The sequence below is a fragment of the Rhizobium mongolense USDA 1844 genome, assembly GCF_000419765.1.
Classification (GTDB): Bacteria; Pseudomonadota; Alphaproteobacteria; order Rhizobiales; family Rhizobiaceae; genus Rhizobium; species Rhizobium mongolense.
Map to the genome: position 1 here is coordinate 192,565 of NZ_ATTQ01000001.1, position 12,888 is coordinate 205,452.

General features: G+C 58.8%; 10 protein-coding genes and 1 pseudogene. 5 read left to right on the top strand and 6 right to left on the bottom strand.

Going from position 1 to position 12,888, the window contains the following annotated elements:
- Positions 1–578: 578 nt before the first annotated feature.
- On the top strand, positions 579–854 hold the full coding sequence (locus tag A3C3_RS44925; RefSeq protein ID WP_145611663.1) for a hypothetical protein: 276 nt from the start codon (positions 579–581) through the stop codon (positions 852–854).
- 214 nt (positions 855–1,068) lie between these two features.
- Here the strand turns inward: A3C3_RS44925 and A3C3_RS0101060 are convergent, their stop codons facing one another.
- Positions 1,069–1,653 (bottom strand): pPIWI-associating nuclease domain-containing protein, encoded by a 585-nt coding sequence (locus A3C3_RS0101060; RefSeq protein ID WP_145611666.1) that lies wholly within the window; start codon positions 1,651–1,653, stop codon positions 1,069–1,071.
- A gap of 32 nt (positions 1,654–1,685) precedes the next feature.
- Here A3C3_RS0101060 and A3C3_RS37400 point away from each other — a divergent pair.
- A pseudogene (locus A3C3_RS37400) lies at positions 1,686–2,303 on the top strand (alpha/beta hydrolase); the annotation flags it as partial.
- A gap of 94 nt (positions 2,304–2,397) precedes the next feature.
- Here A3C3_RS37400 and A3C3_RS0101070 read toward each other — a convergent pair.
- From A3C3_RS0101070 to A3C3_RS0101080, 3 genes are read right to left on the bottom strand one after another with little or no spacing between them, the layout of a single operon-like run.
- Positions 2,398–3,516 carry a site-2 protease family protein gene (locus A3C3_RS0101070; RefSeq protein ID WP_022712775.1) on the bottom strand — a complete coding sequence of 373 codons (1,119 nt, stop codon included), beginning with the start codon at positions 3,514–3,516 and terminating at the stop codon, positions 2,398–2,400.
- 3 nt (positions 3,517–3,519) lie between these two features.
- Positions 3,520–4,305, bottom strand: a complete 786-nt coding sequence (locus A3C3_RS0101075; protein WP_022712776.1) for a slipin family protein — start codon at positions 4,303–4,305, stop codon at positions 3,520–3,522.
- 28 nt (positions 4,306–4,333) lie between these two features.
- Positions 4,334–5,692 carry an NfeD family protein gene (locus A3C3_RS0101080; RefSeq protein WP_022712777.1) on the bottom strand — a complete coding sequence of 453 codons (1,359 nt, stop codon included), beginning with the start codon at positions 5,690–5,692 and terminating at the stop codon, positions 4,334–4,336.
- 749 nt (positions 5,693–6,441) lie between these two features.
- Here A3C3_RS0101080 and A3C3_RS0101085 point away from each other — a divergent pair.
- Positions 6,442–7,392, top strand: coding sequence for a cation diffusion facilitator family transporter (locus A3C3_RS0101085; protein ID WP_022712779.1), 951 nt, complete (start codon positions 6,442–6,444; stop codon positions 7,390–7,392).
- Positions 7,393–7,533: 141 nt separating this feature from the next.
- Here the strand turns inward: A3C3_RS0101085 and A3C3_RS0101090 are convergent, their stop codons facing one another.
- Positions 7,534–7,740, bottom strand: a complete 207-nt coding sequence (locus A3C3_RS0101090; protein WP_022712780.1) for a hypothetical protein — start codon at positions 7,738–7,740, stop codon at positions 7,534–7,536.
- 371 nt (positions 7,741–8,111) lie between these two features.
- Between A3C3_RS0101090 and A3C3_RS37405 the strand changes: the two genes are divergently transcribed.
- Positions 8,112–8,504, top strand: coding sequence for a DUF2384 domain-containing protein (locus A3C3_RS37405; RefSeq protein WP_022712781.1), 393 nt, complete (start codon positions 8,112–8,114; stop codon positions 8,502–8,504).
- 384 nt (positions 8,505–8,888) lie between these two features.
- Here the strand turns inward: A3C3_RS37405 and A3C3_RS0101100 are convergent, their stop codons facing one another.
- The gene (locus A3C3_RS0101100) at positions 8,889–10,172 is read right to left on the bottom strand and encodes an ABC transporter substrate-binding protein (RefSeq protein WP_022712782.1); all 1,284 of its coding nucleotides are present in this window, start codon (positions 10,170–10,172) and stop codon (positions 8,889–8,891) included.
- Positions 10,173–10,365: 193 nt separating this feature from the next.
- Between A3C3_RS0101100 and A3C3_RS0101105 the strand changes: the two genes are divergently transcribed.
- Positions 10,366–12,876: a hypothetical protein gene (locus tag A3C3_RS0101105; RefSeq protein ID WP_022712783.1), complete on the top strand. Its 2,511-nt coding sequence runs from the start codon at positions 10,366–10,368 to the stop codon at positions 12,874–12,876.
- Positions 12,877–12,888 lie beyond the last annotated feature (12 nt).

A 12,888-nucleotide genomic window follows, 5' to 3' on the forward strand; every position in this document is an offset into this window, starting at 1 on the left:
ACGTAGATCAATGTCGCGAGGAGCGTTGAGAGGAGCGGTATTGCACGCTTGTCCCAACGCTCATTGCGCTTTCACGGCCGTCCGACAGTAATCTATCGACTCGGTTGTCGTGATTTCAGATTTCTTGGTACCGCACGGCACCTTCGAGATCAAGTCACGTGGCAGAAAGCTAGAAGAACACGCACGGGCTCGCGGTCGTCTCTTTGACCTCGCGGAAGCGCGGCTAGGCACCTCGAGCACAGATCTACGCAAAATCCGTCCTCGTGGTCCACAACGACGCTGGCGGGACACAAGTGGTTGAGGAGGCTCGCTGGGGGCTGGCGCCAGTTTAGCGAAAGCCTGGAGGCGATCATGTTCAATGCCCGCATCGAAACGGTCGACATGCCTGACGGAAATCCATTACCAGTTAACCTTAGTTGCACTCCCGCCAGCCCTGCAACTCATTGTTAAATACCGCCCAGCATGAATGCCGCAAGAAGCGGACTTTGGTCGATTGGGCAGAAGCCTTGAAACCTCGCGACCCAAGGCTCAGGTCCAGCCTTCGATGTTGAAACACTTATGCGTTGAGGAGACAGCCCATGACCGAGCTCGAACACGAAATCTGCGGTCTACTGCCGCTTGTAAAAATCTACCTGAAGAGCAATGACGGCGGTTATACTCCTGACGCCTATCGCGGCCACAGCAAATATCACCTGGTCGGCAATGTACTGGCAGCTACGTCTGACCGACCAAGGACAACGCATTGGTCCTCTTGGCGAGCATATAGCGCAATCGACTACAGCATTCTTTACTCTCCCGAGCTAAAGTCTATACGACCATGGTCGCTGGCAAGAAGATGGGCGCTATCCGGGTAACGACCGCAGCTGGCATTACCACGGTTCTCGATTTCCGCCCCGACGGCAAGCTTCTGCAGAGCGCTTTGTCACCCAGGAAGAAATCGCGCTGCCGGACTTCCTGAACAATCGCTTAGGACAGATCTATGACCCCATAGGCGATCCGGCTGAAGCGCGCAGGGCAACTCCACCGTGCCATACCCCTGACGATGTGCGTCGGGGTATGGCACGGCCGCTAGACGAGCATCAATCGCAAGACCATATCGACAGTCTGCAACGCATCCTGAACGGTTTGGCCAAAGACCTCATTCCGGCTGTGGGCGAAGCTGTCGAGCTTTGTGCGTTGCGCTTCCATCAGGTCAGTTGCTTTCTCAAGAACCTCGACATCGGTTTCCGACCATCCCCGCGCCCTATTTCGAACAGCCAGCTTGTAGCGATCCCGCCTCGTGATCCTTCCATCATTCTGGGATGAGTAGTTTGGCTGCGCTCTGACCTCGGCGTCCGGCGCCAAAGCGTGGAAGACCTGATTGACAAGCTCGCGAGCCGAATGCGCTGCTTGCCTTTGAGCATCGGGCAGAGAGGAATTTGCGGCACGCCAAGCCCCCCGTCGCATCTCAATGAAAGCTGGCGAAAGAGCGCCGAGCGCAGCATCCAACGGATCAAGCGCGCCGCGCTTCAAGGCTTCTCGGCCATCGTCCGTGATGACGCGCCACTCTTCCGGATTCGTCAGGTCACGGTACTCGGCAACAATAAGGCCCGCGTCTTGCAGTTCCCTTGCGCAGCGATATGCCTGGGCGCGCTCCTCGATATCGAAGGTCAAGCCCGGCTCGAGTTCGCGTTCAAGGTCGCCGACACTGGCTGGCGCTGGAGTCCTTGCGCCAGATGGCCATCCGCAACGACGGACTGCCGAGCAAGTTCAAGAATGTCATGCTGGCGGCGGCCGATGTCGATGTAGACGTCTTCCGCTCGCAGATTATCGATATGGGCAAGCAGCGTCCACGATTCACGCTCTTTGTCTCGCGCCGGGTCTGGGGCAATGTCTCCCGATTGGGAGCAATCGATCCGGAGCAGTCGCCCTACAAGGAGGAAATGGCAGCCAACGACATAACGGTCATCGACCTTACCAAGGTCAAGGCTGGCGACAGACTGCATCATAGCAAGTTTGCCGAGTCACCGGAGATCGTTCAACTGATCGGCGCGCGCCTGTCTTCCGGTCAGGCATTGACCGACAGCCGACTGGGACTTGGCGATCATATTGTGGCGGCCACCGCAGGTGCGGCGCACACCGTCGGCGCTGCGGCAGGGCTGGTTGTTTCCGCCCCCGTCGCGGTCCTCGACCAGAACACCAGGCAAAATTATGCCCATCATGTCGAAACTCTGGGGATGTCCGTATCCGGTGGGGGGAGCAGTAGAACAGCCGCCAACAATTGCAATGCCAAAGTCCCAGGGACAAAGGACTGCCGCCAATAGGGGCCGATGGGGACTGCCGAGGCGGAAATAGAGATCTGAATGCAATGAGGGTCGGAATGTTCGACGCAGGCGGAACTGCGCCTTCTTGCGGGACCTACAAGGACTTGGATCTGCGCAGGCGGCCGAAGCGGAAATCGTCGGCTACGGCCGCACGAACCATCATCATTTCTCCGATCGTTTCATGCGTCAGAAGACCGATGAGATGATCAGCACCGTCCACGACCGCGATCGCCGGCACATTTCCCTGTTGCATCAAACGCAAGCTATCTTCAAGGCTTTTGCGATGATGGATTCTTGGAATGTCGGTACGCATCGCGCTTGCAACCGGCGTGTCCGGACCTTTGTCCTTCAAGGCGCGTATCATGTCCTCGCGCGTTAGCAGCCCTTCAAAGCGGCCGGCGGAATCGGTTACCGGAAACTCGCGCTGGGTTGTCGCAAGCAGCATCTCGATCGCCTCGTCGATACTCGCCGAGCGTTCAAGCTCTACGAATTTAGTGACCATCACGTCGCTGATTAGAACTCTGCTGGAGAGCTCGCGGATCTGCGCATTCTGCGCTTCAGCCGTTGCTGCGAGGTAGACGAAGATGCCGATGAAAATCAGCAGTGGATTGTAAAGAAGGCCGACGAAACCAAAAACAAAGGCTAGGCCTTGGCCGATGGTAGCGGCTATCTGCGTTGCGCGTGACCAGGTGAAGCGCGATGCGAGGGCAGCCCGCAGCACCCGTCCTCCATCCATCGGGAAGGCGGGGATCATGTTGAAAAGTACGAGGAAGATATTGACGCCGGCAAGCCTCGCCAGGAAACCGCCCCCAGGATCCTCGACATCTGTCATCTGCTCGATGCCCGCTGACGCGCCGATGGCAAGAATGATCAGCGCCGCAATCGCGACGTTGACGAGCGGGCCGGCGATGGCAATCAGCAGCTCCTGATGGGGCACCTCGGGCATGCGTTCAAGACGGGCGACGCCGCCGATCGGCAGAAGTGTGATATCAGGCGTCTTGATCCCGAAGTAGCGCGCAACGGCAATGTGACCGAACTCGTGCAGCACGACGCAGACGAAGACGGCGATGATGAAGGCGATGCCGCCCCAGGCCGCCTGCGTGCCGCCGATCCGGTAATGCGTCATCCAAATCCAGACGAGCAGCAGCGCAAAGGTAATGTGAACCCGTACGGCCGTGCCGGCGATCGTACCCATCTTGAAGGACCAACCCATCGATCATCCCCTTGAGCTTTGCGACGATTGGGCCGATTTTAGCGGCATCAGATTGCCGAGCTCCATCGGAAAAGGAAATATGATCGTCGAGGTCTTCTCGCCAGCGATCACGTTAAGCGTACTTAGATAGCGAAGCTGCATGGCCTCCGGCTGCCTGGCGAGGATTTCGGCGGCTTCAAGCAGCTTTGCTGCAGCCTGCTGCTCACCTTCGGCATTGATGACCTTGGCGCGCCGTTCGCGTTCGGCCTCCGCCTGCCGGGCGATCGCGCGGACCATGGATTCATTGATGTCCACATGCTTGATCTCGACATTGGCGACCTTGATGCCCCATGCGTCGGTCTGGGCATCCAGGATTTCCTGAATGTCGCTGTTGAGCTTGTCGCGTTCGGCCAGCATCTCGTCAAGATCATGCTTGCCGAGGACCGAACGCAGCGTTGTTTGAGCAAGCTGGCTCGTTGCCGTCATGAAGTCCTCGACCTGGATCGTCGATCTTTCCGGATCGATGACCCTGAAATAAATGACAGCGCTGACGCGGACGGAGACATTGTCATGTGAGATGACGTCCTGACCTGGCACATCGAGCACACGCGTGCGCAAGTCCACGCGGATCATTTGCTGGACATAGGGGATCAACAGAATCAAGCCGGGGCCCTTGACGCCGGTGAAGCGGCCGAGCGTGAACACGACGCCGCGCTCATATTCGCGCAGGATTTTGATCGCCGATGCGATCACGAGCAGCAAAACGAGGACGACCACAAGATAAAATGCGAGTTCTGCAAAGATGCCCATGACGCTTCCTCCTGCTTTCTGAAAGTCGCTAAGTCTCATGCCCCCGGCGGACGACGTCTAAAGTCAGCCCGTTTCGACCGGTCACCCTAACGCTATCGCCGGCGACGAGCGGTTCGCTGGAGGTTGCCCTCCAGCGTTCGCCATGCGCGATGACATATCCCGAGGCGCCCTTCCAACTGTCGACTTTGCCCGAAATACCGATCATCTGCTCGGTGCCGGTGCCGACTTTGCGCCGATGCGAAACGATTGCGAGCCGGGCAACGATGAGACTGAAAGCGAAACAGGCAATGGCGATGCCGGCCAGTACGGACGAGGAGACTTCGAGCTCGGGGAGATCCGTGTCGAACAGAAGAGCCGCACCGAGCACCAGTGCAATCCCGCCGCTGATGCCGAGGGCGCCAAAAGAGGGCGCGTGCGCCTCGGCCACTGTCAAGCCGGCACCAAGGGCCAGCAATCCAACGCCGGCGTAGCTGACCGGCAGCAATGCCAGGGCATAGAGTCCAAGCAGCAGGCAGATACTGCCGATTGTACCGGGCATCAATGTTCCCGGGGCAAGAAATTCGAAGATCAGCCCGTATATGCCAACCACCATGAGGATAAGGGCAATGTTCGGATCGGTAATCACGGAAAGCAGACGCGTTCGCCAATCCGGTTCGAGTACGTGAACGGCAAGCCCGGCGGTTTCGAGCGCGATATCCCTTTGGCCGACCCGTACCATGCGCCCTTGAGCCTGCCTCAGGAGATCCTCGATGGTGGCCGCGGTATAGTCGATGACATGCTCTCGTGCGGCGGCAGCTGATGAAAGGCTTGCAGCTTCGCGCACGGCGCGCTCTGCCCAGTCAGCATTGCGATTGCGCAGTTCGGCAAGTCCGCGAATATAGGCGACCGCATCGTTGACGGCTTTCGCTTCACTGGCATTACGCGGTGACTGCGGCTGCCTGCCCGGCTCCTTCGGTTCATCCTTGCCCGGTTCAGGGTCGCTATCGAAAGGGCTTCCGCCAAGTGAGATCGGTGTCGCTGCGCCCAGATTGGTGCCCGGGGCCATGGCTGCAATGTGGCTGGCGTAGAGAATATAAGTACCGGCACTGGCAGCACGCGCGCCACTCGGTGCCACAAAACCTGCCACAGGCACTGACGAGGCGATGATCGCGCGGATGATGTCCCGCATCGAAGTGTCGAGGCCGCCCGGCGTGTCCATCTGCAGGACGACCAGGCTCGCACTGGTTTCATCGGCATGTTGAAGACCGCGTTTCACATAGTCAGCCATCGCTGGTCCGACAGCACCGTTCAACTTCAGCACGATGGCAACGCGCTCTGCTGCAAACACAGAAGCTGTGGAGGCGAGCGGCGAAATCAGGATCAACAACAAGGCGAGTCTTGGCGACATTCGCCGCCAAATCCCTAAGCGCCTTGGCCTCTTCCATAGGATATTCATATTCGAGAATATATGGCGGGGCGGGCAAATGGTAAGGCGAACCTCTTCTCCGCCACGCACGAAGCTGACGACGGGTCCTAGGCTCCGTTCGTCTTTGATCGCTCTACCCTGAGAAGACCAGCCATCGAATACAACGATCGGCTCAAGGGCATTGTCCGGGTGAGGCCTACGCCGATTGCCGAGATCGAATCTCGGCCATGGACGCAAGACGAGAGGCTGGGGCATTCGCCATCAAGGGACCGCACGAGATGCAGGATAACGCCGCTTCATCCCAAAAAGCGCAAAAAGCGCGCGTTGAAGCCATACGCCTCACGCACATTAGGGTCCCACATTTGGACGTTCATGCAACCTTTCTAAAGCATTAAATACGGCGTCAAACATCGCCCAACAAAAGGGAGCGCGAATAATTGAGCGAGTTCGAGTGTACGCGTGGCAACAGTGCGTTGCGAACCTTATCGAGCAAAATCTGTTACCTGATCATTGCTGTCATTTTGCTGGCCTTGTGGGCAGGGACGGCTAAAAAGCACGAAGCCCATCAGGCAGAAGTCGCTGAGATTAACGGTCAACGGAACTAGTGGGCGGAAGGATCGTTCTTTCCGGTCGAGAGGGTTGAAAGGCACAAGTACTTTCGAGAACCTCCTATCGGAAGCCTAGCTCAAAAGGCGCAGGGCCGCTTGCGATCGCCCTCTGCGGGGAGTCCCATGGCCGCCCAATCCGGATCAACTCGGGTTATCTACGCAGCGCTTCTCGGCAACCTGCTGATCGCGCTCACAAAATTTACCGCGGCGTTGGTGACCGGCAGCTCGGTTATGTTGAGCGAAGGCATTCATTCGGTGGTGGACACGGGCAACGAGATGCTGCTGCTCTATGGCCTCCACCGGTCGGCGCGGCCGCCGGACGAGAACCACCCACTGGGCCATGGCCGCGAGATCTATTTCTGGAGCTTCATCGTCGCGCTTCTCGTATTCGCAGCAGGCGCAGGCCTCTCCTTCTACGAGGGGATTGCCCATATCTTGCGTCCCGAGCCGGCACGGAACATCATGGTGAATTATATCGTGATCGGCATTTCGGCCCTCTTCGAAGGCGTCGCATGGTCGATGGCGCTCCGGCATTTCCGCCGTGAGAAGGGCAAACTAGGCTATCTGACAGCAGTACGGCGTAGCAAGGATCCCACGGTATTCACCGTCCTCTTCGAAGACACGGCCGCCCTTCTTGGCCTCTTAATCGCCTTTGTCGCCATCACAGCGGCCGAACTTCTCGAAATGCCCCAACTCGACGGCCTCGGCTCCATGGGAATCGGCGTGGTGCTCGCGACGACCGCCATTTTTCTAGCCCGAGAGTGCAAGGGTCTCCTGATCGGCGAACAGGCGCTTCCGTCGGTACGCCGCCGCATCTCGGAGATCGCCAGCGAGGATCCTGATGTGGTGCGGGTCAACGATATCCTCACCGTTCATCTCGGCCCCGACGACATCATCGCCACGCTCAGCATCGAGTTCAGGGATGAGCTCACCACGCCGCTTCTCGAAACTTGCGTGCTACGGATCGAGAAGAAGATCATTGCTGAGTTGCCGCAGGTCTCATCCGTTTTCGTACGGCCGCAAGCACCGCTTGATCTCCGGCAGGAAGCGCCTTTGAATTTGAATGAGACTTGATGGACATTATGCTCGTTGATGAAGTTCACGACGGCAGCGATTTGATGTAGGACGATGCCGTTAAAGGAGCCACCAAGACCGTGGCTGAACATAATGCCTGTAGTCCAGGGAAAGCTTTGCCGGCTTTTGAACCGGCCATCGTCATGCGGCCAGCAGGATAGCAGCCATCGCGACCGCGGAGATGACGCCGACAAGATTTAGGCCCAGCGAGACGACCTCGCTTACCCGCTGCTTATCGTGCTGGCCAAGTCCATCGCCTGTACCCATGACGGCCACTGCGCCCGCAACGATCCAACATATCAACGTCAGCGAGCCGAGAAGGAGTGCCAAATTCGTCGCGTCATTCATTCGAACTTCCTCATTTGGTGCTTCCCAACCGCATCCGCATCTAATTGTTCCGGCCCTCCAAGAAAGAGTCACCGGCGGCACTGACCTCGCGAGTGGCCTTGAATGCCGCGCCATCACCTGCTGCCCGATGCCGACGGCTCTATTGGTCGCTCGCAGCAGCGCATTGGCCAGCAGAGCTTGAAGCTGTGCTAAGACCGGGGTCGGGATCGCCGCAAGCCGCGGTTGGGCGGCGCAAGGGCCCGCCCGGCGTGCCGATTTGCGACCAGCGCCCCTTCCCTTCCGTCTTCCCTCCTTCCATTATCGGATTAAATGCGCTGTTTCTGACGCCATATATCGTCAGTGAGTTTGGCGATCTGGAGCGAGGTAATAAAATGGCTCTCGCCCAATATGTGGATAGCGGGTTGTTTGCACCGCGCAAAATCGCCGACGCCTTCCGCACGACCAGAGAGGAGATCGCGCGCACGGCCGGTCTCGGCAAGGACGCAATCCAGCGCAAGGACCGTATCCGCTCCGTCAAGACGCAGCGGCGTCTGCGCCAGATGATCGAGATCGTCAACAAGGTCGAGCCGCGTTTCGGCTCGGGTCTGATGGCCTATGCCTGGTACCGCTGCGAGCCTCTGTCCGGCTTCTCGGGCCAGACTGCCATGCAGCTGGTGCGCGACGGCCGTTCGGATGAGGTGCTCGATCATATCGACGCGGTCGACGCCGGCATACATGCATGGTTCCGGCCGATGCGAATGAAGGTAAGCTCTGCCGGGTGCTGAATCCGATCTATGCTCGCCAGCCACTCTCGGGTCGGGAGCCCGCCTCTATGGCGGCCGGTTCGAAGCGAGGTTGACCGCTGGGGCCCGGGAAAACGATCTGGAGCGACTGCAGAAACAGGCAAAACAGCAGGCTCCCGATCGGCGCCGGACGCTGCTTTTCTTAGGTGGAACGTCGTATCGGATTCAGGAGGTTGGGCAATTGCTCGAAGAACGTCGTGAACAGCATGGTAGACAGCGAAAGGGCCGAACGCAGTCCTTAGAAGGATCATCGCCAAAAACTGACGAGCATTCGCGCAGCCTGCACCGACCGTTTGCGCGCTGCTATCCACGGCCTTCGGTCAAGGCCGTGGATGATTGGCATTCTGCCGAGATAGGTGTGGCCAGCTATTTGGCCGCGATTGCCTGGTTGGTCTTGTCGACATCGGCGCTCATCGCCGCGTAGGTTTCGTCGAGCGAGAGTTCGCCGACGATCAACTGGCTCATTCTCTGGACGATCAACTGGTAGATCGCTGAGGATCCCTTCATGCGCTCCATGTCGCGCGCTGCCTGCGGCACGTTCTTGCGGCTCGCCAGGAAGACGGCCATCGCATCCTTAGCATTGTTGCTCGCGAGCTTGTACTGCGGGTCCTTGATGTCGGCGCCTGTCAGAATGACGTAATTCTCGGCGACCTCACGCTGGATTTTTTCGGAACCCAGAAACTCGATGAAAGCGGCGACAGCCTCCGGATACTTGGTGCGCTTGAAACCAACAATCGCGGTGCCGCCCGGCATGGCGTAGCAGCCGGCATCGCCGCACGGGGCGCTGATCGCGGTCCAATCGAAAGCATCGCCGATCTTCTGCTGGAACGGGTTCACCATCCAGTTGCCGGCAAGATAGGTCACGACGTTGCCGTTGACGAATTCGTCGCCCATGTTCTTGTACTGGGATCCGCCGGCCGCTCCCCACATTTCCTTCGGGAAGGAACCGTCCTGTGTCCAGCTATAAAGATCCGCAATGTAACGCTTGGCGGCATCGTCCGGAAACGAGAACTTGCCGTCCTTGACGTAGGTCGCTCCATACGAGAATGCGGCGCCGGAAAAGCGATGCCCCGATCGATCCATCGTGAAGGGAATTTGGGCACCTGTGGCCTTGGCAACACGCGCGGACGCTTCCACGATTTCCTTCAACGTGGCGTTGGGTTTCGGAAGCGGTTCGCCTGCCTGTTCGAACAGCGTTTTGTTTACAAACGGCAGATTGAATGTCTGCGACGCGACATATCCGTTGATCGACTGCGGATCATTGACGCCCGGGAAGCGAAGAATGTTGAGACTGTCGCCATGCAGCTTGGCGAAACCTTCCGCGTCTTTCATGTAAGGACGCATGTCGAGGTAATATGGCGCAAGCTGCCAGTCGGAAATCTTGGCGACATCCGGCCCCTCGCCGACGGCAAGCTGCACAGGCAGTTGCTTGGAAACCGCGTCATAGCCGGACGACACAAAGTTGACCTTGACGTCGGGATGTGCGGCCTCGAATTCCTTGCTGAGTGCTTCCATTCGCTCGACGTAAGCCTGGTCGTCGTCGGTGAACAGGAAAGTAATCGTCTTGGTCTCCGCCATGGCCATGCTGGACCACGCGAAGGAACCGGCCGTCAGAACGAGCGCGAATGCTGCCGAAAGAGAGTGCTTCATTTTCATCCTCCCATGAAAATATTTTCATAAATCGCGATTGAGATCGTCGATAAACGAATTTCATATACTTGACATTCCTGCCGTCAAGCTATTTTCTGCGGCAGTTGCGCGGTTCTTTGAGCAAAACCCGAAATGAAATCGCTTAAAAGCCGTAAATGAAAAACTTTTCACTCGATTGCGGAGGAGGCGATCTGTGAACGAAGGGCCGGGCCTCGAGGCGGCTGCATACTATGTTGGCCAAGGTCAGACCGTGACGGCTTGGGCGGTTTCTGACCTCATCGCCAGCTATTTTCCTGGCATCGCTGCGCCGGCGGAAGATCGCGTCGACTATCGTTTCATCAATGGATTTGTCGACGTTGGGGATCTGCCGTGCCGCAAGGCTTTCTGGTCAACAATGGTCGGGCGGGAACTCGTTGCCGATACGTCGTGGCCGACAAAGAGCCTCTACCTACCTGGCTCGAACCGCCGCGTCGAGTTCACCGGTTTCTGGCACGTGCCGACCCATCTGCGTCGATGGCTGAGGGGCACCTTCAGGACGGCGTCGTCCCGCCTCCTGCATCTCAGGCTCAAGACCTGCGGCGGCGTTCGCATATGGGTCAATGGGCAGGAAGCGGTGCGTTTCGAACCGTTCAGGCGCAATCTGGAAGGTTCAACGGACATCGCGCTGTCGCTGGAACCCGGCGACAACCAGATTCTCGTTCACGCCGAGGACCTTGCCGAACGCGACACGACCTGGTTCTTCGAACTTGAAGTGCTGGACAAGGAGCCGCTATGCGTGCTGCTGCCTGTGGCGCTGGATCAGGACGAAGTCCGCGAACTGGAAAACCTTGCGCGCGGCGTGCGCCCTGCGCGCGACGTCTTCGTCAACCAGCCATTGGAACTGGTCTTCGATACGGCGCCAAAGCGCGATGTGCCGGTGGAGCTGAAGGTCATCGGCCACGGCCATGAGCGGCCTGTTCTCGCACACTCGCTCTTGACCCTGCGTGCCCATCAAAGCCGTCTGATAGCCGAAAATGTGTGTCGCATTGCAGATGGCTATCATGGCGTGCATCTGACGATCGGCAGCGGGCCGGGATCGGTCACGCGCGTCATCGATGCCGGCTTTCTTGCAAACATTTCTCCATCGTCGCTCAAGGCGACATTGAAGGATCGCAAGCGGCAAGCGCTCGAATACAGCGCCCGCTTCGGTGCTGATCGTGTGGCGCGCATCATTGCAATGATGGAAACCGGCTACCAAGACCAGGCGAGCTTTGACCGCATCATAAAAGCAACGCTCGCCGCTATCGATGCGCGTGAAGATTGCTCGGATTTCATCATGGTGCCGCTCCTTTGGCTGCTTGGCGCCTATGCCGCTCAAATGCCGGCCGGCACCGTCGATCGCATAAAGCACTCCGTTCTGTCTTACCGCTATTGGGTCGACGAGCCGGGCAATGACGCAATGTGGTTTTGGAGCGAAAACCACGTGCTGTGCTTTCACACAAGCCAGCTGTTGGCAGGGCTTTTCTTGCCGGAGGAGACCTTTTCAGCTTCGGGCAGGACCGGAAGACAGCAGGCAGACCTCGCCGCCGCGCGCCTGGCGCACTGGTTCGACAGCGTGGAAGCACACGGCCTTGCGGAATGGAATTCGGCGGCATACTACCCGGTCGACTTCATCGGGCTGCTGGCGCTGGAGCGCTGGGCTGAGGCGTCCATTGCCGACCGCGCGCGTGCGCAGCTCGATCTCATTTTCCGGATGATCGCTCTCCACACGCTTTCGGGTGTTCCGGCCGGATCGCAGGGCCGCGCCTACGACAAAGAGCTGCGCGCCGGCCCTCTGACCGAGCTCGCACCCTTCGCACAAGTCGCTTTCGGAACCGGTTGGCTCAACAGCGGGGTGGCGTCGTTACCGTTGTTTTGCGCCGGCAGCTACGAACCGCCTGCCGATCTTGCCGATCTTGCGAACCTGGCTCCGGGTAGAAGCGTGGAGGCTCGCTATAGTCAGGGCCTGGAGAGCGCAAAGCTCGTCCTCTTCAAGAACGAAGCGGCACAGCTTTCGACCGTCATCGATCACAAGACCGGGCAGAAGGGACATCAGCAGCATGTCATCGATGTGCGCCTTGCTGGCCATCCCATGGCAAGGCTCTGGATCAACCATCCTGGCGAGGATGATCCATGGGGCAATCAAAGGCCGTCCTATTGGGCCGGCAACGGCATTCTGCCGCGCGTCGCCCAGCATCGTGACGTCGCCCTTCTGATCGAGGAAACCCGCGACGCACGGCATGCATGGACGCACGCCTATATCGGCCGCGACGGTCTGGACGAACTTATCATCGACGCCAATTGGTTGATGGCTCGCTCGGGCACCGGTTTTTCTGCCATCTACGCATCAAACGGTCTGGACCTGATCTTTGACGGTCCAACGGCTGGTCGCGAAGTGCGTTCCTATGGGTCGCTCTGTGGCTGGGCAGCAATTGTCGGATGCGGCGATGGCGACGCGTTCACGACCTTCGTCGAGCGCATCCGCCAGACGGCGGTCTCCTTCGAGCGCGAGCGTCGACGTCTTGTGCTGACGCCAGGGGGCGGTCCGGCCATCAGTTTGTCTTATGTCGACGGGCTGTCGCTCGGTGGGCAGGCCAGGCCCTTCGCTTACGATCAGCCGCACCCAATCCTTACCTACGACAGTGCAGCATCCGACGCTGGCGCTGAAAGACCGTTCTACTCTTGAATATAGGTGCCA